Raw genomic sequence first — 22,294 nt, forward strand, 5'->3', positions numbered from 1 at the left:
AGCTGAATGCCGAAAGCCAATGGCCGAAGGCATCAGGCTTATGCTGTTCCACATTTGCGATGTGAAACTCAAATAATAGGGCATTGGTAATGCCATAGCATACCCGTTGTGCTGAGGGCTGTGCCCCAGTACCACAAACCCTGAGCCCGCCTGCTGTAGGCAGGCCTGCCTACCTTTAGGTAGGTCTCAGACTCATTTGATAAAGTAAATAATTCATCCCATTGGCTTTAGGCTTTTAACCTTAGGCCTTTGACTTATACTCAACCCCAGGGACCGCTGTGATACCTCCGCGTTACGCTGTGGTTACCCTTAGACCTGGTTCATTTGATAAAGTAAATAGTGAGCCCCATCGGCTTTCGGCCTTTAACCTTAGGCCTTTGCTTATATTCAACTTCAGTGACCGCTGTGCTACCTCTGCGCTACGCTGTGGTTCCCCTTAGCCCCGGCTCATTTGATAAAGTAAATAGTGAGTCCCATCAGCTTTCGGCCTTTAACCTTAGGCCTTTGCTTATATTCAACCTCAGTGACCGCTGTGTTACCATTGCGCTACGCTGTGGTTCCCCTTAGCCCCGGCTCATTTGATAAAGTAAATATTGAGTCTCATCGGCTTTTGGCCTTAGGCCTTTGACTTATACTCAACCTCAGTGGACTCTGTGCTATCTCTGCGATACTCAGTGGTTACCCTTAGGCCCGGCTCATTTGATAAAATAAATAATTAGGCCCATCTGCTTTAGGCCTTTAACCTTAGGCCTTTGACTTATATCAACCTCGGTGACCTCTGTGCTATCTCAGCGCTACGCTGTAGTTACCCTTAGACCCGGCTCATTTGATAATGCCAATAATTAGTCCCATTGGCTTTAGGCTTTTAACTTTAGGCCTTTGACTTATATTAAACCTCAGAGAGCTCTGTGCTATCTCAGCGCTACGCTGTGGTTCTTCCGAGACCCCGAAGGGGTCAAACATCACTAACGGATCGGAATAACAATCATCCACGACCCCGAAGGGGTCGAATATTACTATAAAAAAGTGCCCAAAAAAAACAAAATACTCTTCCTTCCCAAATACCCACGAATGGGAGCCAGCAGCAGGCTAAGGACCTTTCAGTACCTGCCCTTATGGGAGGCAGCAGGTTTTGATGTAACCCTTTCCTCCTTCTTTAATAAACAATACCTGGAAGAACATTATGCAAAGCGCCCCATCGATAAAGGTAATGTGCTTGCCTGTTATAAAAGACGCTGGAAGATACTTCGGAACGCTGCTGATTATGAGTATATCATCATAGAAAAAGAACTCTTTCCCTTTATCCCCTTTGGCTTGGAAAAATGGGCCTTCAAACAAGGTCCCCAATACATCTTCGATTATGATGATGCCGTATTCCATAATTATGACCTACATGGGAATAAATGGATCAGAAGCTTACTAAGGGACAAAATAGACCGGCTAATGGCCAGGGCAGATCAACTTTGGTTGGGCAATGAGTACTTGGCCGCAAGGGCACAAGAAGCCGGTGCCCATAATATCATGGACCTCCCTACCGTCATTGATTTAAATAAGTACCAACTGGGACCTGTAAAGGAAAATGCAACCGTAAAAATAGGTTGGATAGGCTCGCCCACCACACTGAAATACTTGGACCAATTAAAGCCGGTTTTTGAAGGGCTGAAAAAAGAAGAGGCTTTCACCCTACATATTATCGCCAATGGACAGGGGATAGGCTTGTTTGACCTGGAAAAAACACTCTACTGGTCCGAGCAAGAGGAAGTAGCTATGATCCAGCAATTGGATATCGGCATCATGCCCCTAAACGATACTCCTTGGGAGCAGGGAAAATGTGCCTATAAGCTCATCCAGTACATGGCCTGTGGGCTGCCCGTTATCGCTTCACCCATTGGCATGAACAAGGAAGTGGTCCGGCATGGAGTGAATGGCTTTTTGGCCAGCAGCCACGAGGAATGGACCCGGTACCTGAAAATCCTTCTGGAAGACCCTTATCTCCGGCAAATCATGGGCACAGCAGGCAGAAAACTGGTAGAAGAAAAATACACCCTCGAGCACAACTGGCAAAAAATCCAATCCTACTTAAATATTAATAGTGAAGTTCCACATTTATAACGAAGCTGTCGAAGCTGTTCCACATTTGCAATGTGGAACCACTATAAAGGGGCATTTGTAATGCCCCATTGAATCCATGGAAAACGAATATATGCAGATATGTGAGGCACAGGCTAGCGTAAAGAATAATGCGATCTTGCAAAGAGACTCTCTACCAAAGGCAGACAGGTTCCTTACACTCAGAGTGACAATCGATTATCGCTGTTCCACATTTGCAATGTGGAACCAATATAAAGGGCATTTGCAATGCCCCTAAAATTCATTTTAAACCAAATCTGGATTGGTGCTACTTTATGATTTATCTGTTATCGTGTGAGGTTCGACCCCTTCAGGGTCGTTGGGACGACGTGATGCCTGACGTCTACGTATATTTGACCCCTCCGGGGTCTTGAGGGAAGGAAATCCTGTTGATGAGTTTCGCCTAAGGATCATGAGTGCGGTTGGGCTCCCCTTCAGGGGTTGGGGGTAGCGGAGGTGCAGATGCCTAAAGCTGAAAACTTATTCGATCATCAGTCTTTACTCTTTGTTCTATTATCTCAAATCTCATATCTCAAATCTCCAGAAGACAGTCTCCCCTTCGGGGTCTTGAGGGAAGGAAATCCTGTTGATGAGTTTCGCCTAAGGATCATGAGTGCGGTTGGGCTCCCCTTCAGGGGCTGGGGGTAGCGATAGAGAAATGCTTTTAAGCTCCATTCTTTTATCTCAGGTCTAATACCTAATATTCAGAGCAAAGCGAACCTGTCTTCCGAAGGTAGAGAATCGCTTCTAGTAATGATATTGCAAAGAGACTCTTCGCTACCCTCAGAGTGACAAAAGGATAGCGTGCCCCATTTTCAACAAGGTACCCCGTGCCTTTCTCAAGTCTCATATCTCAAATCTCACATCTCCAGAAGAAAGGCTCCCCTTCAGGGGCTGGGGGTAGCGGAGGTGCAGATACCGAAAGCTGAAAACTTACTCAATCCATAGTCTTTACTCTTTACTCTTTCTTCTATTATCTCAAGTCTCAAGTCTCAAGTCTCAAATCTAAAGTCTCAAGTCTCAAGTCTCAAATCTAAAGTCTCAAATCTCAACGCTCATCAACCAATGAACAACCACCACCCCAAAAAACTCCTTTTCATCACTTGGGACAGTGACAGTACCAATTACCTGGAAAGCCTCTTCCTGCCCATACTTCAGGGCTTGCAGGAAAGTGGGATAGTAAGCTGTGCCATCCTACAGTTTTCCTGGGCTGCCCCGGATAAGATCAAACAATTAAAAAGCCTCTCTGAAGCACAGGACATTGCTTATTGGCATTATCCGATCAGTCGGAAACCCCATCCACTGCTGGGGAGCTTATGGACCGTTTATAAGGGGCGAAAGATCATCAAAAAGCTGATCAAGCAAGAAGGTTTCCAGCTCCTTATGCCTAGGAGCACCATGCCGGCCATGATGGTCAATAGACTCTGGCGGGTATTGAAAAGAAAGGAGGTGAAGGTGCTCTTCGATGCGGATGGCCTGCCTTTGGAGGAAAGACTGGATTTTACGGCCTTAAAAAGCAATGACTTTCAGTATAAATACCTGAAAAGGCAGGAAACCCAAATGCTGCAAAAAGCCAATAAGGTTTTGTGCAGGACACAGAAAGCCATAGACTTCCATATTCCCAAGGTAGGGGAGAGTCGGCGCAGGGATTTTCACTGGGTAAGCAACGGAAGGGATGCCGACCGGTTTACTTTTTCGACTCAAGATAGGGAACGTGTCAGGCAGGCACTGGGCATAAGGGAGACCGAGAAACTCTGGGTATACACAGGCAGCTTAGGACCCCAATACGCCCTGAAGGAGATGTTGGGCATTTTTGAACTGTATCAGACAAAACAGCCCAACAGCCGCTTTTTAATTTTGGTCAATCATAAAGAGCATTTGGGGCATGCCATACCAAAGGGCCTAAAGGATAAGTTGATCTTCCGATCCCTACCTTTTCAGGAAATCCCTGCCCACCTGTCAGCGGCAGATATCGCTTTTTCCCTGCGCCTGCCAGCCTGGAGCATGAGGGGAGTGGCCCCCATTAAGTTGGGGGAGTATTTACTGATGGGCCTTCCGGTGATCGCCAGTACTGGGATTGGCGATACAGAAATTTTACTGCAAGGACTGCCATTTGTCCACCTCTATTACCACCGCGAAAAGGACCGAAAAGAGCGGGCCGTGGAATGGGTGAAGGACTTATCCACAGTAGACCGTCAGGAGATCAGGGATTTTGCCCTGGCGCATTTTAGCCTCAATAAAAGCATAGCCGAATATAGCAAGGTCATCAACGAGAGCCTTAAGGAATAACCAGCCAAGCTTAAAGTCCACAGCCAAAGACGAATGTCAATAGTCCAATGTCAAAAATCGAGAACCTAAATCCCCCAACCAATTAACCATTAACCCTAAACCGATCCCCATTCCCCAATCCCATTCCCCAACCCCCAAACAATTAACCAATTAACCCTTAACCACTCTCCATTTCCAAATCCCCAATCCCGAATCCCTATTCCCCATTCATCATCCTTCCCACCTCGTACCTTATTTCCACTCACGACTCATGACTTTTATCTCCAATCTCATGTCTCAGGTCTCATGTCTATCCTCAAATTTTTACTAGCTTAGATTTTTCTTAACCTACGAAATATGCTCCAATACCTTTTTATCATCCTATTGATAGGCCTCTGCATAGCGGACAATAGGCATATGGTCAAGAAAAAAGGCCTGCCCAAAGCTTACCTGTTTCACCTTCAGGCACTCTTGGTCTTTCATATGCTCATGGTCTTGGTATTTAGCTATTATATCGGCCAAAAAGGAGGGGACAGCCAGGGTTATTGGGCACTGATCGGTCCTTTGGCCCATCCCCATGCCAGCTCTTGGGGGGATTATTTTGGGGTAGGCTATCCATTTATGTATTGGCTCAACTATATTCCCTCCAAGGTCCTGAACTGGTCCTGGTATACCGGCAATATGCTGTATGGGCTGCTGGGCTATTATGCTTTTAGGTATTTGAGTCATACCGTGTACTACCACTACCAAGCTGCTCCCCAATTCAGGGGATTGCCAATGGCCTTACTGTTGCTTTATTGGCCCAATATACATTTTTGGACCGCTGGAGTAGGGAAGGAGGCACTCTGTTTTTGGGGATTGTCAGCCCTGCTTTTTGCCTTGTCCCGGGGAAGTCAAAAAAGGTATTGGGCATTGGGCATGATTGGCTTGGCCAGTGTTTTTATGGTCAGGACCTATTTGGCCGCCATCATGGCAATAGCTTTGGTCTTGCTTTTTCTTATGGATTTCAAAAAGCTCTCCAAGTCCCAAAAACAGCTGTTTTGGAGAGGGCTCTTTCTATTGGTTTTATGCATACCCGCCATTTATAGGTATTCGGGTATCAAGGACTTGCCCAATATTAATCCGATAGCCATCAGCCAGCAACAGATCGCCATGCTCAGTGGGGAGGGCATTGGATCATCAGTGCCCGTGAAGGATTATGGATTGGCCATGCGATTGATCACTTATTGGTTCAGGCCTTTTGTTGGGGAAATAAAAGGTGGATTGATGTATATGGCCGCGGCCATAGAAAATGCCCTGTTGATAGTACTCTTGCTTTTCTTTTTGGTCAAAGCCAAATGGCAAGCTTGGAGGAAAATTCCGCTTTTCCTGCGCTATTCACTTGTTTTATTTGTCCTGACATCACTTTTATATGCCAATAGCCTGGGGAATTTGGGCATCATGATGCGCATGAAAGCCCCTTATATGCTATTGATCATATTGTTTATGGCTTGGATGTATCAGAAGAAATCCAAACAAACTTCTCAACCCATTTAGCAATCAATCAGCCACCCTATACCCATAATTCCCCATTCCCACGCTGTTCCAAATTTGCAATTTGGAACTCATATAAAAGGCCATTTGCAATGCCCAATCCCAAACAATTAACCAGTTAACCCTTAACCCTTAACCATTCACAATTCCCGAATCCCCATTCTCCATCCTTCCTACTTTAAACTCATATTTTCTACATAGTGACTTAGTGCGGTAGGCTCCCCTTCAGGGGCTGGGGGTAGCGAAGGGAATGCTGAGACTTATCCCATTCTAAGTCTTTACTTTTTGCTCTTTATTCTTTTATCTTTACTCCCATATAGCGACTAGCTACTCTGAGCATCCCCCTAACCAATTAACCAGTTAACCCTTAACCCTTAACCATTCCTCATTTCCCATTCCCGACCCCAAACACTTAACCAATTAACCCTTAGTCAATTAACACTTAACCATTCCCCATTCCTAATTCCTCATTCCCCATTCCCAACCTCAAACACTTAACCAATTAACCCTTAACCCTTAACCATTCTCCATTCCTAATTCCTAATTCCTCATTCCCCATTCCCGACCCCCCAACCAATTAACCCTTAACCCTTAACCATTCCCGAATCCTCATTCCCCATTCTTCCTCCTAAATTTCACTTTATAGACTTAATTAGCTAGGTTTGCTAAAACATTGAATACCTCCAAGGTTCCCCAATGGGAATATAATTGAGGCTTATTGAAATATTTTCGTGATAAACTGTAAATATTTATATGCAAAAGTGTATTTTTAGTTGTTGATGAGAAATTCCATTTTTACCATATCGCTGGATTTTGAATTGCATTGGGGAAGGTTCGATAAGTTTCCACTGGCTGCAGAACGGGAATATTACCAGAATGCCCGCATGGCCATTCCAAAAATATTGGATTTATTTGCCGATTTTGGAATAGAAGCCACTTGGGCCACCGTGGGGATGTTATTTGCAGAAAGCTGGGATGAATGGAAGGATTATTTGCCGGAAGATTTTCCCAATTATGACAATATTAAACTATCCGCCTATGAATGGGCGGCAAAGAACATGCATGAGGCCCCTAATTGTCTTTTTGCTCCGGATCTGATCACCAGAATCATCAATAGTCCTGGCCAGGAAATAGGCTCCCATACGTTTTCTCATTTTTATACCCAAGAAAAAGGACAAGAGCTTTCCCAGTTTAGGGCGGATTTAAAAATGGCCAAGAAGATAGCAAAGGATAAATTTGGCCTTAGTCTTAGTTCCTTGGTATTCCCTAGAAATCAATACGGGCCAGAAAGTATTGCTATCTGTAAAGAAGAGGGCTTTGAGGTTTATCGGGGCAATCCTTCCGATTGGTTTTGGAAGTCTCCCGAAAAGAGCAACTTGCTCAAGAAGGTTTTCCGTACTGGCGACACCCTTTATGCCTTGGGCAACAGGACATCTTATCCTAAGGAGCAGATTTTCGATGAAGCTTCAGGGATGATCAATATACCGGCATCCAGATTGCTCAGGCCATATCGACAGCCTTCTATTTTTAATCATCGCCGGATCCAACGGATCACAGAGGAAATGACCTTGGCAGCCAAGAAAGGGGAGGTATATCATTTATGGTGGCATCCACATAATTTTGGAACCTATACCTCGGACAACTTAAGTTTTTTGAAGGTGATTTTACAACATTTTAAGGGACTGAAAGAGGAATACGGCATGCAGTCCTGTAATATGCTATCCCTCAGCGGCGCACACAAAAAAGTAAAGGCCGTCTCATGATTTAAGCATTAACCCTCTTCCCCCCAAACCCTTAACCCTTAACCAGTTAACCCTTAACCACTCCCCAATCCTCATTCCTCATTCCTAATTCCCCATTCTCCATCCTTCCTACTTTAAACCTCATATTTTCTACATAGTGACTTAGTGCGGTAGACTCCCCTTCAGGGGCTGGGGGTAGCGATGGGAATGCTGAGACTTATCCCATTCTTTTTGCTCTTTATTCTTTTATCTTTACTCCCAAATAGCGACTAGCTACTCCGAGCATCCCCCAAACCCCAAAACACTTAACCATTCCCCACTCCCGAATCCCCAAACCCTTAACCAGTTAACCCTTAACCATTCACAATTCCCCACTCCCGAACCCCAAAACACTTAACCAATTAACCCTTAACCACTCCCCATTCCTAATTCCTAATTCCCCATTCCTAATTCCTCATTCCCCATTCCTCATTTCCCACTCCCCATTCACCCTACTTCGTACATCGTACCTTATACTTTATACCTTATCTCCGTCTCAAATCCCCACCCGATAAATTCCTTTTCCTTTTGAAAAAAACCATTATTTCCTTTCTTATTTTTTGACTAATGAGCTAAAACCATAAAAAATGATCAAGATTATTTAAATAAATTCAATAAATTGGCTTCTTAATTTAACCCGTTTTATGCATTAGGAATCGTTATGAGAACTGAAACTACAAGAAAATCAGGCTGTTTGGAGATTGAATCATAGCATCGCTATGGTGAAATCGAAAACAGCAGCGAAGCGACTGATTTTAAAGTAGTTTCAGGTCGCAATAGATAGGCTAATGCATAATGCGGGTTTAAACTAGACTTAACAACTGTGGGTAATCCTTCAAATTGGAGGATACGGGTGTGTTAAAATCATGGTTTGCAAAATTGTTTGATTTATAGGAACAATGCCTGAGGCAATCCTTCGGTCTTCCTTCTTCAAACTTCCAGCCTTACAAGTAAATGAGCTTTGGCTATTGCAATCATTGCGGATAAATAGAAATAACAAATAGCAAAAAAATAAATTTATAAAACCCCACTTATAATGCATAAAAGACCAAGCTTTTTTACCTGGGTGCTGATGGGCAGCTTCTTGCTTTCTTTTAGCCTCAGCGCACAACAGTCTTCCAAAGAGAAGCCGAATATCATCTTTATCCTCACAGATGACCTGGGCTATGGGGACTTGGGCAAATTCTTCCAAAATGAACGGATGGCTACTGGAGACCGTAGTGAACCTTGGATCTTGACCCCGGAACTGGACAAGATGGCCGAAGCAGGGGCCATGCTCACCAATCATTACACCGCAGCACCTGTCTGTGCGCCTTCCAGGGCATCCATTTTAATGGGCGTCAGCCAAGGCCATGCCCATGTCAGGGATAATCAGTTTGACAAATACCTGGGAGACAATTATACCATCGCCGATGTGCTCAAAGAAGCAGGCTATTCCACCGCCTTGATCGGCAAATGGGGCTTGCAGGGACCGGGGGAAGGACCTGACTGGCCATCACATCCACTAAAAAAAGGATTTGATTATTACTATGGCTATATCCGCCACCGTGATGGCCACGAACACTATCCCGTGGAAGGGGTTTACCGCGGCCAAAAGGAGGTATACGAAAATTATAAGATCGCCCAAGGGCTGGACAAATGCTATACGGGAGACCTTTTTACGGCCAAAGCCAAGCAGTATATTATAGAACATAATCAGGATAAGGAAGATGAACCCTTTTTTATGTTCCTTTCCTATGATACACCCCATGCGGTATTGGAGCTGCCCACCCAGGATTACCCGGAAGGCGCGGGCCTAAATGGTGGCTTGCAATGGCTGGGAACTCCAGGTAAAATGATCAACACGGCCTCTGGAGAGGTAGATACTTTTACTTATCCTGAGTTTGCCAATGCCACCTATGATGATGACAAAGATCCTTCTACTCCCGAGGTGGCCTGGCCGGATACCTATAAGCGCTATGCTACGGTCAATAGAAGAATTGATGATCAGGTAGGGGATATCCTGCAATTATTGAAGGACTTGGAAATAGATGAAAACACCCTGGTAGTCTTTACCTCTGATAATGGCCCTTCCAGGGAATCTTACCTGCCAAAGGAATATGTGGACTATACGCCTGAGTTCTTTAATAATTTCGCCCATTTTGACGGGATCAAGAGGGATGTCTATGAAGGGGGATTAAGAACAGCTACCATTGCCTATTGGCCCGGACAGATCAAGGACAATACCGTGGTGGATGCCCCAAGTATCTCTTATGATTGGTTGCCTACTTTTGCAGAGGCTGCTGGAATAGCAGCGCCGGTGAGGACAGACGGGGTGTCATTATTGCCTGCTTTGACCCATAGGGGGAAGCAGGAAGCAAGCTTTGTCTATGTGGAATATTTCCAAAATGGAGCAGTGCCAAAATATGCAGAATTTGATGAAAACCATCAAGGTAAAAAACGGGGACAAATGCAGATGATCCGAAAGGGCAAGCATGTTGGGCTAAGGTACAATATCCAAAGCCATGAGGATGATTTTGAAATTTATGATGTCAGTGCAGATAGCCAGCAGACCGAGAATTTGGCCGCGGCAATGCCTGGACTTCAGCGTGAATTAAAAGCGGTAGTATTGAGAAGCAGAATGGCGGATGCTGAAGCGCCCAGGCCTTATGATAAAGAGTTGGTACCTGCCATGGAAATCAAGAAGGCAAAGCCTGGCTTGACCCTTTATACTTATGGCTTTGATACCCCTTGGATTCCCCAGCTGAGCGCTAAGGCCAAAAAAGGACAAAAACTAAGCAGTCTCACACCGGTCAATGTCCCATCTGGTAGACATCTTCAGGTTTTTGAAGGATATATCAATGTGCCCGGTGACGGTAAATACGAATTTTCTATAGAGGCTGGAGCCCAAAAGGTCTTTATGCGCATCCATGATATGGCGGTCTTGGATGGAAATTATTCCACCGAAGGCCCGATTTCAGGTAGCGTATACCTAGAGGCGGGCTATCATCCTATCAAGCTTTATTATTCAAATAAGGAACTAAGTACAGATCCCGAATTGAACCTATTCTGGAACTTCAATGATACTGGAAAAACTGAGTTACCGGATAATGTTTATTTCAGGTAAATGAAGAAGGGTAAAATTAAATCTGTTCATGTCTTAATTAACAAAGTCGGCTATAATACTAAGACCTAAAATTTAGAGAATGAACAAATACAGGAGACAATAATTGAAAAACAGGCTGTCTTATAAGTCTGAAATACGTCATACGAGAGGTCAACGTTTTCTCAAATATAAAAGAGTTGTATGACGTGAGCTTCAAATCGATGTCATCCTGACAAAGGAAGGATCTCTCTAGTTAATTGTTACTAGAAGAGATGCTTTCCCGATAATAGGGACTGGCTCTATCGTCAGCATAGCCTGCCCCGAGGAATATCTGGGACATTTTATTCACGTCAATAGTAGCGACGAAGTCATCTAAAAGTACTCATATTGTACATATCCGGAGTTTGTCTGCCTTCCGACAGGCAAACTTCTTTTCGCTATCGCTGCAATCACAATGACGTGGATTTTTGAGACTGTCTGCATATGGAGAGCGCCAGGTCTTTCTGCCCAGGTAGGGGTAAAGGGGATATACAGGTTCACGACATTAGTCGCCAAAATATTTGGGGTGGTTTTACCTATCGCTAATGCCAAGCTAACTAAATTATGGATTTCAGAAAATCTGTATATCCGTAAAGACACCAGTATTTTGTAAATAAGATATTCTTTCAGTAAGAACACAAAAGTCAAAAGAAACGATATTTTATTCCGTGCAAATCTGTGGAATCCGTGAGAAATAAGTTTACTGGTGTAATAACGGATAATCATATTAGAAAATATTATTTTTAATGAGGACCAAAACAAATAAACAATAAACCACTTATGAAATACAAACCTTTAAAACAAATGGTACTTGGCTTTATGGCCATATTGGCCACTGTTGGATGTAGTACCAAAACCCAAAATGAAACGACAACAGCAACACCTTCAAAACCCAATATCATCGTTATCTATATGGATGATTTGGGCTATGGGGATATCAGCGCCTATGGGGCTACTGAAATCAACACCCCCCATATGGACAAGCTGGCCAATGGTGGCATTCGCTTTACCAATGGCTATGCAACATCGGCAACTTGTACCCCAAGCCGCTACGCCCTGTTGACAGGCATGTACCCTTGGAGAAATAAAAATGCCAAAATCCTTCCTGGGACGGCTCCTTTATTGATCAGCACGGATCAGGAGACCCTTCCCAAGATGCTGAAAGAACAAGGCTATTACACGGGGATAGTGGGGAAATGGCACCTAGGTCTTGGTACCGGGAATGTCAACTGGAATGAAAAGATCAGCCCCAGCCCTAATGAGGTGGGCTTTGACTATAGCCATATTTTGGCTGCCACCCAGGATAGGGTACCCACGGTCTATATTGAAGATGGCCATGTGGTGAACCTTGATCCAAACGATCCTATTGAGGTAAGCTATAAAAAGAACTTTGAAGGTGAACCTACAGGCAAGGAAAATCCGGAATTACTGAGCATGAGATGGCACCATGGACATAATAACAGCATCGTGAATGGCGTGCCTAGAATTGGCTTTATGAAAGGCGGAGAAGCAGCCAAGTGGTCTGATGTGGATATGGCCGATCATTTCCTGGCCAAGGCCCAAGACTATGTGAAAGCCCATAAAGATGAGCCTTTTTTCCTATACTATGCCCTGCAGCAGCCCCATGTGCCGCGTACTCCTCACCCAAGATTTGCAGGAAAGTCAGGTATGGGACCAAGGGGTGATGTGATCCTTGAAGCGGATTGGTGCGTAGGTGAATTTATGAAAACTTTGGAAGAGGAAGGTTTAATGGAAAATACCTTGATTGTGTTCTCTAGTGATAATGGTCCTGTATTGAATGATGGTTATTATGATGGTGCAGTAGAGAAATTAGGAGACCATACTCCAGCCGGTCCACTCAGAGGTGGTAAATACAGTTTGTTTGAAGCGGGTACCCGTGTGCCTTTTATGGTTTATTGGAAGGATAAGATTGCTCCTCAGGTTTCCGATGCCTTGGTATGTCAGATGGACTTGTTGAATTCAGTGGCTGATTTGGTGGGCAGTGAGCAAAAAGATTTGGATAGCAAAAATCTATTGGATGTTTTTATGGGTGAATCCCAAAAGGGCAGGGAGGAGTTGATCTTGGAAGCAAGTACCAGAACAGCCCTAAGGCAAGGTGATTGGGTCATGATTCCTCCATACAAAGGCCCTGCGGTAGCTGGACAGGTAAATATAGAGTTGGGCAATGACAGTGAATATCAATTGTATAATCTAAAAGAGGATATGGGTCAACAAAACAATGTGGCTGCCAGCAATCCTGAAAAACTGCAAGCCATGATCGCTGATTATAACAGGATCAGAGGCAATGAAAACACAGAAGTTGAAGCTTTGGAGTTAAAATAAACCTCATCAAAAAGTACTCAAAAGAGGCTGTTTCATAAGTCTTAAATCCGTCCTCGATTTAGAGCGGGGCAGGCGATCACGAGCCAAGCGAAGTGATCTCGAAGTACTCCCATTGCGCGTCTGTTGAGATTGCCTGCCTTCCGTCCTTTAGGCAGGCTTCTCTTCGCTATCGCCTCAATCGTATGGAGTGGATTTTTGAGACAGCCTTATTTTTTATTTAATTTGCCGAGTTTGATAGATGAAACAGGATATGTTCGACTCCTTTGGAGTCGCAGGATACTTTAGATTAGACGATCTCGTTAAGAATGTTTGATCCCTTCGGGATCATTGTTCAGGAGTAACCTATTCTTGATACCATATTTTTTAATGTCATAGTCAGAAGGGTTAAAATATGCTTGCTCCATTTGCATCCAGATATGGTCCCACTTCCTCTAAGAAAATTGGCCATGTTACGGTCTATACCCCTAAAGGGGGGAAACATTTTTATATTCATAAAGAAGATTGATCTTTTGATCGGAATGAGGTCAAATATTCCATCAGGTAAGAGACTATTATAATCTTTGCACTATGCGATTGGCCTTATCGATAGTTCCCTTAATATATTTATTACCCACCTCTCTATTGCCCTTACCCCGAAGGGGTAAAACATGCTTAGCCTGGTATACGATATCCCCCTAGCGACCCCGACGTGGTCGAAAATACTATTGATAATTGGAAACGTTCAATACAGTTTGTACCGTGAAGGATGCATTATTCAAATTCAATTAGGATGATATATTCCTTATGTATTCGGGCGCAGAGAGCATTTATTTTTAAAAATCATTCCGTTACCCTCAGTACCCCGACGTGGTCGAAAATACTATTGTTAATTGTAAACGTTCAATACAGTTTGTACTGCGAAGGATGTATTATTCAAATTCAATTAGGATGATATATTCCTTATGTATTTGGACGCAGAGAGGATTTAATTTTGAAAATCATTCCGTTACCCTCAGTACCCCGACGTGGTCGAAAATTCTATTGATAATTGGAAACGTTCAATACAGTTTGTACCGCGAAGGATATATTATTCAAATTCAATTAGGATGATATGTTCCTTATGTATTTGGACGCAGAGAGCATTTATTTTTAAAAATCTTTCCGTTACCCTCAGTACCCCGACGTGGTCGAAAATACTATTGTTAATTGGAAACGTTCAATACAGTTTGTACCGCGAAGGATGCATTATTCAAATTCAATTAGGATGATATGTTCCTTATGTATTCGGGCGCAGAGAGGATTTATTTTTGAAAATTTTCCCGTAACCCTCAGTACCCCGACGTGGTCGAAAATTCTATTGATAATTGGAAACGTTCAATACAGTTTGTACCGCGAAGGATGCATTATTCAAATTCAATTAGGATGATATGTTCCTTATGTATTCGGGCGCAGAGAGCATTTAATTTTGAAAATTTTCCCGTTACCATCAATACCCCGAAGGGGTAAAAACATAATTAGATCGAAAGCGATAATCAGAACACGACCCCGACGGGGTCGAATTTTTATCGAGAAAAGAAATTGATTAAAAATACCAAAAACATTATATTCCATAGCTACAACCAATAAACCTTAGCGATGGAAAAAATCACCATAAAAACCACTGTCCATGCCCCAGTAGAAAAAGTTTGGCGGTATTGGACCGAACCAGAACACATCACCAAATGGAATGCGGCCAATGATGAATGGCATTGTCCTAATGCTTCCAATGATCTAAAAAAAGGAGGCGTTTTTACCGCTAGAATGGAAGCAAAAGATGGTAGTATGGGCTTTGACTTTTCAGGTGTTTATTTGGATGTGGTTCAAGAGAAGCTGATCACTTATGAACTTGAGGATGGTAGAAATGTTCGGGTGATTTTTAAAACTGAGGGCGATACAAGCCTGATAGAGGAAACCTTCGATCCAGAGAGTTCTAATCCAGTAGAAATGCAGAAGACAGGCTGGCAGGCGATCCTGGACAATTTTAAAAAATATGTGGAATCCAATTAATTGATATAATTTCAATGCTGTCCTAAATAATTTTTGATAAGCCCTTTATCCAGTGTTTAAATCCAAATTAGGGACATATTAAGGAGTTTGAGCAAACAGATCCCCCTGTACTATATTCTGGGGTGGTTTATCGGGTTCCATGAAGGGGCTGTCGAGCCATTTCTGCAGTTCGATTTTAACAAAGATATTAAGCCGGATAAAGGCGACAAGATTGGACAGGTGCCAGCCGAATTTTGCGGTAGCCTTCATGACTTTGAGCAACAGGATGGTGATCAAAGCCGTCCATATCTGGATCATTACCGCATTTTTAGAGGTTCCGATAAAAGTTTTGATATGCAATAGCTGCTTGATGTCCCGAAAAAACACCTCAATTTCCCATCGTGATTTGTAGAGATCCCCAATGGTCTGAGCGGCCCATGCAAAGTTGTTGGTGATCAGTTCTATGGTCTGCTGGTTTTCCTCATCCCACACGGCCACTCTTCTGAGCCTCCCGGGGTACTTGGCCTTGGACTGTGGGTTTGTCAGTTCGATTTCTTCGTCCTTGAGCACATGTTGAGCGGTTGTTGTGGGCAGTTCCCGTTCTTCGACGGTACTGAAAGCAAGGTTGCCCTTGTGCCTGATCACGAAGAACACCCCTTTGCTGTCCCAGACGTTGAGCATGGGAAAGTCATTGTAATACCGGTCGGCGACGATCACCGACCCTTTTTCCAGGGGGATGTCGTAAGCCCCTTTATTGTCCCCGACACTCCCCTCGGTAATGTTCACGTAAACAGGGAGTTTCCCGTCATATTCCAGCAGGGTATGCATCTTTACAGCTCCCTTTTTGGTACGGAAAGTGGCCCAGTCAAAAACCGAAAGGCAAAGGCTGATCACCGTGGCATCCAGCAGATAAACAGGAACCTTGATCCTGAGTTTGGACCTCTTAATGGAAGCCTGCTGTCCTAAACTTCCCAGCAGGGAATAGTAAAGGTCCCTGAACAGGTCCGAATCCCTTCGTTTGTTCTGATAGCTGATACTTGATTTGGAAGGGGCCCTGGAAATACCAAGATGGTTAAGGTTACCGGTGGCAGACCGGAGTCCGTTGGAAATGTCCCTTACCGAGGTGCTCTTGGCAAAATGGCAGAACAACATCGAGACAAGATGTGTCCAGCTATCGAATCCCTTGCAGCCCTTATCGGTCTGCTTTTTCTTTACCAAATTCTTGAAAATTGATCGGTCTATCTTTTTAATAATTTGTGAAAACAATGTAATATTACCCATGGGAGGTCTGAGTTTTTGGTGCAAACCCAAAATAACTATTTTGGGCAAAAATTAAGACCTCCCATTTTTTTATTTAGGACGCTATTGATATAATTTAATATTAAATATTTTTTTTGGTAGAGATATGGTGTTTTATATGTCTACCTATTTTTTTATTGTCATTTCACTAGCTCATAATTAGCAAGATTTTCATGATTTTTTAATTAGGTTTTTAGTTACTGATTTTATTTTACCAAATATCCATACCTGATTTGCAATATCGTTAAAAAGCTTTTAACAAATTTTGATATTGTTCTACTTAGCTGTTGATTTATTTTGACATAGGGTATTGGATTGACGTGGATAATACAATATTGCTAGCTCCTATCCATAATATTACCCAAGAATCCTTTTATAGTAATTCCCAAAACACCCAAAATGCTTCGCCTGAATACGCAGTTTTCAGATAATACGGATAATCCAAATAAGGAGGATATCGTACCCCTTGTGGGTAATTCTGTTGGTACGCTAACAGATGAATTGTTATGGGATCGAGTGAAAATGGGAGAAGATGAGGCACTTGCTGAAATATATACCCGCTATGCAGACAAACTTTTTAATTATGGGACCCAAATAACCAATGATCGGGACTTGGCATATGATATTGTCCAAGATGTCTTTTTGTATATGGTCTCTAAAAAGCACCAATTGGGAGAAATCAAATCCGTAAAAAATTACCTGTATTCATCCTATCGTAGAAAATTGTTACGGGTCTTAAAGCGTAACAGAAAGATAAAACTCAATGAAGATTATGAGCGGTTGGATGGTTTTAAAATGGAAGTGGAAGCTGATTTCTATGCCTTGACTACACCTTTTACCTTAGATATAAAAAAGCTTCTTCATAAAATCAGCAATGACTTACCTGTAAGACAAAGGGAAATCATTTCACTCTATTTTTTTGAACAGCTTTCCTATAAGGAGATTGCTGGGATAATGGATTTTTCCAATTTACGTTCCGCTCGAAATCTACTTTATAAGGCACTTAACAATATGTCCGAGGTCTTGAAAAAACATGAAGACGTACTTTTTCTATTGGTTTTATTGTTCAATATACTTTGACTTTTTAAAACTCTTTGAAATTTCTATTTAGAGTTATTTCTATTCACCTCAGTCTTCCTGATTCTGACTTAAAAACCACATGGATTAGGGCTTTTGTAATCATTTCATTTAAGCAGATTTTACCTAGATTACTTTTTTCGAAAAAAAATCTCCCTTTTTCCGATGTCACTTTTTGAATGTGTGTCTCTAAGTAATCAATAAAGTAAAATTGATTTCAATCTAGAGATATATAAATGGAATTCAAGCCAAAGAACGAATCTGATTTTCTGAAAAATACATTTTTTATCAAATGGGTAAGTGAGCCAAACGACCATAGCAACAGGTACTGGGAAAAGTGGTGCAGGAACAATCCTGATAAGATAAAAATGTTCAACAATGCCAGACTGATAGCCAAAAAACTGAAGCCTGTTGAAGAAAATAAAATGGATGAAGAAAGATTCTATAAAGGTTTGGATCAACTTATCCTGGCCAACCATAAGAGTGATGAGGAAGGTAGTAGCAGATATTATGCTGTGAAGAAACCTGGAATTTTCACTTGGGGAGGGTCTATAGCGGCATCTATTCTTCTTTTGGGAATGATGATGCTTTCTTACAGTATTTGGTTCAACAAACCAAAGGAAGAGGTTATTGCAGTGAGTATTCCAACAATATATAAATCAGCCCCAAAAGGCATAAAAAAGACAGTCATGCTTCCTGATGGGTCTAAGGTGGTATTGAATTCAGGTAGTAGCATAAGTTATCCTGAAACTTTTGGCAATACTAGAGAAATAGATTTGAAAGGACAGGCATTTTTTGATGTGGAAAGGGATACAGCAAGGCCCTTTATAGTTAAAAGTGGGGAATTGGAGACCAGGGTATTAGGAACCTCTTTCGATATCAAGGCATATGATGGCCAAAACAAACTCCATGTAGCTGTGGTAACAGGGAAGGTCCGTGTGAGCACGGGCAATGGAATAGAAAGCCATATTACTCCAACAGAAGCCATTTTTTATGACAGGAAAACCAATGCAATGAGCAAGGATTTCTATGATTATGAATTATTGGTGGGCTGGAAAGAAAAGATCCTAAAATTTCAGGATACGCAGTACGATGAGGTTTTTGAACAGCTCTCCAACTGGTATGATGTCTCCTTTGTCATTGAAAAGGATGTAACACTTGAAGGAGACTATACAGGGAGGTTTGAAGACCAAAGCCTAAAAAATGTTCTGATGGGAATGGAATATTCTGCTGGAATAAAATTCGAAATACAGGGACAAACAGTATTGGTGAAATCCAAGGACAATACATAATGTAAACTCATATGATTATTAATAACATAATTTTCAACTAACCCAGAATGATTATGAAACAACACGTACCAATTTTAAATTTTAGCAGGATGGTATGGATGCCATTTTTGCTGGCATTTGTAATGTTAAGCCATACCCTGACTGCTAGGGTCAACAGCTCACAAGACAAGAGCATTGAGGAAGTGTACCTTACCATTCATGCCAATCAGCAAGAGCTTTATTCCATTTTTGAGGAAATAGAAAGGAAGACAGGTTATGCCTTTGCCTATGAGAAGCAAAGGCTGGGAAATGTGCCTCCGCAAGATTTGTCCGTTCAAAATGGTACCTTATTATCGGCATTGGAGGAGCTTTCAAGAAATGCCAAATTACGCTTTAAAAGTATCAATAATACCATCCATGTTTCCAAACAAGAAGAAGAGGTTATGGTGGAAAACGTAGTGTTTGATAAAACAGTGAAGGGTGTGGTAACCTCTGCAGTTGATGGCATGGCCATTCCAGGAGCAACTGTAAGCATTAAGGGGACCACAACAGGAACTGCAACGGATATTGACGGGGCTTTTTCTATTACCGTTCCTGACGAGGAGTCAATACTGATCTTTTCTTTTGTGGGATACAAGCCTCAAGAGATAAGAGTTGGTAATCAGTCGATCATCGAAGTAGCCTTGGAAGAGGATCTTCAGGGTTTGGAAGAAGTGGTTGTAGTAGGCTTTGGTACCCAGAAAAAAATCAATGTAACTGGTGCTGTGGCAGATGTAGATGGTGACGTACTTTCAAGAAGACCTGTAACCAATGCTGCTTCCATGTTACAGGGTAGGTTACCAGGTGTAAGGGTAGTGCAAAATTCCGGTCAACCTGGAAATGAAGGCCTTGGGATCCAGATCAGGGGCCAAGGTACTTTCAGTGGTGCGGGTTCTAATCCATTGGTCCTAATAGATGGTGTAGAAGGTAGTTTATCCGATATCTCTCCAAATGATATAGAGAATGTCTCTGTCCTTAAGGACGCCGCTTCAGCTTCAATCTATGGTTCTAGGGCTGCCAATGGTGTGATCTTGGTAACTACCAAAAAGGGAACAAAGGGGGGACTGAGAATAGATTATAATGGTAATTATGCGATTAATACACCTTCCAGAATGCCGGAATTTATTACCAATTCTGCAGAATATATGGAAATGTTCAACGAGGCAAAGTTGAATACCAATATCACTACTGGCCTGTACACACAAGAACAAATTGACATGTACAGAAATGCTACGGATAGGAATAAATATCCCAATGCTGATTGGGTGGACATCATGTTTAACCCTGCACCGACGCAAAATCATTATTTGTCGTTCAATGGGGGCGAGAAACTGACCACTTATAATGTGTCCCTGGGATATGTCAATCAAGAAGGGGTGATGAAGGGCTTTGATTATGAGCGCTATAACTTCAGGGTAAACCTGAATTCCGCTTTGAATGAAAATATCAAATTCGGTACTAACCTGTCTTTAAAAAGGGGAGACCGATCTAACCCGCGACAAGGTGGGGTGGATATGTTCTTGTCCACTTTGTCACAAGCACCAACCTATTTGCCCACCTTACCTGATGGTTCTGGAAGGTATGCATATAAGGCTTTTCCTTTTGAAAGCAATAATAAAAATCCTGTGGCCATTGTTGAAAATGGCGTGCTCAATACCCTAGTGGACCATTCGGTGAATGCCCAGGCCTGGACAGAATTTCAATTGGTACCCGGATTAAAATGGTATACCAAGGGGGCTGTGGTAGCAGATTTTTTCAAAAGTAAAGATTGGAGGCCTGCAGTACCTTTATATAACTACCATACAGGAGATTTTATGACTGATTTGGATGTAGGAGGCAGGGGACTTATGATCGATGCTTATCAGGAGATCTATACCAATTTGTTTACTTACTTGAATTACGAGAAAAGCATTGGTGAAAAGCATCATATAAATTTACAGGGTGGATATAGCCAAGAGAGTGAAAATTACGAATTCCTTAGAGGTTATAGAGAGCGTTTTTCCAGTAATGAACTATTGGAACTTAATGCGGGTAGTCCAGCGGTACAAAATGCTTCTGGAACCAGTAATGCATGGGCCATACAGTCTTTCTTCGGGCGTGCAGGATATAATTATGACGAACGCTATTTGTTAGAAGTGAACCTACGATATGACGGGACCAGTAGGTTGAGCCCTGATACTAGGTGGGGTGCTTTCCCTTCTGTCTCTGCAGGATGGAGGGTTTCTGAAGAGTCATTTATTACTGATGGAAATATCAACTGGTTAAATGACCTTAAGCTTAGGGCTTCTTATGGTGAATTGGGAAACCAGAACATAGGACTATATCCTTACCAGGATATATTATTATTCACAGGTGCATATCCGTTTGATAATGCAGACCTGTCCACCGGGGTCGCCCAAACCAGGCTATCCAATGCCAATATCAAATGGGAAACCACTAAGGTGACGGATATTGGTTTGGACATGTTAATATTCAATGGATTGAGTGTGACGGTAGATTGGTATAGAAAGGTGACTTCAGATATTTTAAGGGATTCTCAATTGGCAGGGGTAGTGGGATTGACTCCTCCTACCATTAATGATGGGGTGATGCAAAATACCGGCTTGGAATTTAGTATGAATTACAGGAATTATTTAAAAGATGGAGGGTTGAAAGGACTGACTTATGAAGCAGGCTTTTATATAGACCGCTTCAGAAATAAATTGGTAGAATATGGAGCGGAGCAGATCAGTGGTAACAATATTTATCGCGAGGGATTACCTTGGGGCAGCTATTATATGCTGGAATGGGAAGGCATCTTCCAAACTGAGGAGGAAGTTAACAATTCTCCAAAGCAATTCAATGATAATACCACGCCTGGAGATTTGAAGTTCAAGGATCAAAACGGTGATAATGTAATCAATGCAGATGACCGAGTAGTTATAGGGAATCCATTTCCAAAGTTTGAATATTCTTTTAACCTTGGGGCTTCTTATAAGGGATTTGACTTTTCTGCTTTTTTTCAAGGGGTACAAAAGAGAGATGTTTTTGTAAACAATTGGGGAACAATACCATTTGTGCAAGGTGCCGTACCAACAGTGGATTGGAGAAACCGTTGGACTCCTGAAAACCCTTCAACCACTATGCCTAAGATGTACTGGGGATGGAATGATGGTGGTAAGATTTCTAGAGCATCTACCTATTTCCTACAGGATGCCAGCTATTTGAGAATGAAAAATTTGGTGCTAGGATATAGCTTTAATGAAGTCATTTTGAATAAGCTAAGGCTTAACAAACTGAGGGTCTATTTCTCAGGGGATAATTTGTTTACTATCACTGATTATCCTGGATTAGATCCTGAAAGGGGTGGAAATGGAAATTTCGTAAACTATCCACAGAATAAGATTTATTCTTTTGGCCTTCAGGTTCAACTTTAATTCTCCCAA

At 42.4% G+C, this 22,294-nt stretch carries 13 protein-coding genes; 10 read left to right on the plus strand and 3 right to left on the minus strand.

Annotated elements, in window-relative coordinates; translation table 11 throughout:
- Positions 1–1,026: 1,026 nt before the first annotated feature.
- Both KZP23_RS14905 and KZP23_RS14910 read left to right on the plus strand, forming a co-directional pair.
- Positions 1,027–2,112, plus strand: a complete 1,086-nt coding sequence (locus tag KZP23_RS14905) for a glycosyltransferase family 4 protein (RefSeq protein WP_226332583.1) — start codon at positions 1,027–1,029, stop codon at positions 2,110–2,112.
- A gap of 1,083 nt (positions 2,113–3,195) precedes the next feature.
- Entirely contained in the window at positions 3,196–4,419 is a 1,224-nt protein-coding gene (locus KZP23_RS14910; protein ID WP_226332584.1) for a glycosyltransferase family protein, read from the plus strand.
- A 95-nt stretch (positions 4,420–4,514) separates the two neighbouring features.
- Here KZP23_RS14910 and KZP23_RS14915 read toward each other — a convergent pair whose 3' ends face one another.
- Positions 4,515–4,664: a hypothetical protein gene (locus tag KZP23_RS14915; RefSeq protein WP_226332585.1), complete on the minus strand. Its 150-nt coding sequence runs from the start codon at positions 4,662–4,664 to the stop codon at positions 4,515–4,517.
- Between the two features lie 91 nt (positions 4,665–4,755).
- Here KZP23_RS14915 and KZP23_RS14920 point away from each other — a divergent pair, with 91 nt between their 5' ends.
- The 3 genes from KZP23_RS14920 to KZP23_RS14930 all read left to right on the plus strand — a co-directional run bounded on the left by KZP23_RS14920 (position 4,756) and on the right by KZP23_RS14930 (position 10,818).
- Positions 4,756–5,934 carry a hypothetical protein gene (locus KZP23_RS14920; RefSeq protein ID WP_226332586.1) on the plus strand — a complete coding sequence of 393 codons (1,179 nt, stop codon included), beginning with the start codon at positions 4,756–4,758 and terminating at the stop codon, positions 5,932–5,934.
- Positions 5,935–6,710: 776 nt separating this feature from the next.
- A complete protein-coding gene (locus tag KZP23_RS14925; RefSeq protein ID WP_226332587.1) occupies positions 6,711–7,694 on the plus strand; it encodes a polysaccharide deacetylase family protein in 984 nt (327 codons plus the stop codon).
- 1,054 nt (positions 7,695–8,748) lie between these two features.
- A complete protein-coding gene (locus KZP23_RS14930) occupies positions 8,749–10,818 on the plus strand; it encodes a sulfatase-like hydrolase/transferase (protein ID WP_226332588.1) in 2,070 nt (689 codons plus the stop codon).
- Positions 10,819–11,169: 351 nt separating this feature from the next.
- Here KZP23_RS14930 and KZP23_RS14935 read toward each other — a convergent pair whose 3' ends face one another.
- On the minus strand, positions 11,170–11,388 hold the full coding sequence (locus KZP23_RS14935) for a hypothetical protein (protein ID WP_226332589.1): 219 nt from the start codon (positions 11,386–11,388) through the stop codon (positions 11,170–11,172).
- A 228-nt stretch (positions 11,389–11,616) separates the two neighbouring features.
- On the opposite strand from KZP23_RS14935, the gene KZP23_RS14940 reads away from it, so the two are divergent.
- The gene (locus KZP23_RS14940; RefSeq protein WP_226332590.1) at positions 11,617–13,179 is read left to right on the plus strand and encodes a sulfatase family protein; all 1,563 of its coding nucleotides are present in this window, start codon (positions 11,617–11,619) and stop codon (positions 13,177–13,179) included.
- A gap of 1,614 nt (positions 13,180–14,793) precedes the next feature.
- Complete coding sequence (locus KZP23_RS14945) at positions 14,794–15,204, plus strand: SRPBCC family protein (RefSeq protein WP_226332591.1); 411 nt, start codon at positions 14,794–14,796, stop codon at positions 15,202–15,204.
- Between the two features lie 78 nt (positions 15,205–15,282).
- Here KZP23_RS14945 and KZP23_RS14950 read toward each other — a convergent pair whose 3' ends face one another.
- A complete protein-coding gene (locus KZP23_RS14950; protein WP_226332592.1) occupies positions 15,283–16,464 on the minus strand; it encodes an IS4 family transposase in 1,182 nt (393 codons plus the stop codon).
- Between the two features lie 417 nt (positions 16,465–16,881).
- On the opposite strand from KZP23_RS14950, the gene KZP23_RS14955 reads away from it, so the two are divergent.
- The 3 genes from KZP23_RS14955 (at position 16,882) to KZP23_RS14965 (ending at position 22,285) form a co-directional block, all read left to right on the plus strand.
- A complete protein-coding gene (locus tag KZP23_RS14955; protein ID WP_226332593.1) occupies positions 16,882–17,562 on the plus strand; it encodes an RNA polymerase sigma factor in 681 nt (226 codons plus the stop codon).
- Positions 17,563–17,795: 233 nt separating this feature from the next.
- Positions 17,796–18,851, plus strand: a complete 1,056-nt coding sequence (locus KZP23_RS14960; RefSeq protein ID WP_226332594.1) for a FecR family protein — start codon at positions 17,796–17,798, stop codon at positions 18,849–18,851.
- A gap of 53 nt (positions 18,852–18,904) precedes the next feature.
- A complete protein-coding gene (locus KZP23_RS14965) occupies positions 18,905–22,285 on the plus strand; it encodes a SusC/RagA family TonB-linked outer membrane protein (RefSeq protein WP_226332595.1) in 3,381 nt (1,126 codons plus the stop codon).
- Positions 22,286–22,294: the final 9 nt, after the last annotated feature.

This window comes from Echinicola marina (assembly GCF_020463795.1).
Taxonomy (GTDB): Bacteria; Bacteroidota; Bacteroidia; order Cytophagales; family Cyclobacteriaceae; genus Echinicola; species Echinicola marina.

Bases quoted from the DNA above. Each gene is read 5' to 3' on its own strand.
- KZP23_RS14910 (WP_226332584.1), top strand. From the start codon at position 3,196: ATGAACAACCACCACCCCAAAAAACTCCTTTTCATCACTTGGGACAGT.
- KZP23_RS14920 (WP_226332586.1), top strand. From the start codon at position 4,756: ATGCTCCAATACCTTTTTATCATCCTATTGATAGGCCTCTGCATAGCG.
- KZP23_RS14925 (WP_226332587.1), top strand. From the start codon at position 6,711: ATGAGAAATTCCATTTTTACCATATCGCTGGATTTTGAATTGCATTGG.
- KZP23_RS14930 (WP_226332588.1), top strand. From the start codon at position 8,749: ATGCATAAAAGACCAAGCTTTTTTACCTGGGTGCTGATGGGCAGCTTC.
- KZP23_RS14940 (WP_226332590.1), top strand. From the start codon at position 11,617: ATGAAATACAAACCTTTAAAACAAATGGTACTTGGCTTTATGGCCATA.
- KZP23_RS14945 (WP_226332591.1), top strand. From the start codon at position 14,794: ATGGAAAAAATCACCATAAAAACCACTGTCCATGCCCCAGTAGAAAAA.
- KZP23_RS14950 (WP_226332592.1), bottom strand. From the start codon at position 16,464: ATGGGTAATATTACATTGTTTTCACAAATTATTAAAAAGATAGACCGA.
- KZP23_RS14955 (WP_226332593.1), top strand. From the start codon at position 16,882: ATGCTTCGCCTGAATACGCAGTTTTCAGATAATACGGATAATCCAAAT.
- KZP23_RS14960 (WP_226332594.1), top strand. From the start codon at position 17,796: ATGGAATTCAAGCCAAAGAACGAATCTGATTTTCTGAAAAATACATTT.
- KZP23_RS14965 (WP_226332595.1), top strand. From the start codon at position 18,905: ATGAAACAACACGTACCAATTTTAAATTTTAGCAGGATGGTATGGATG.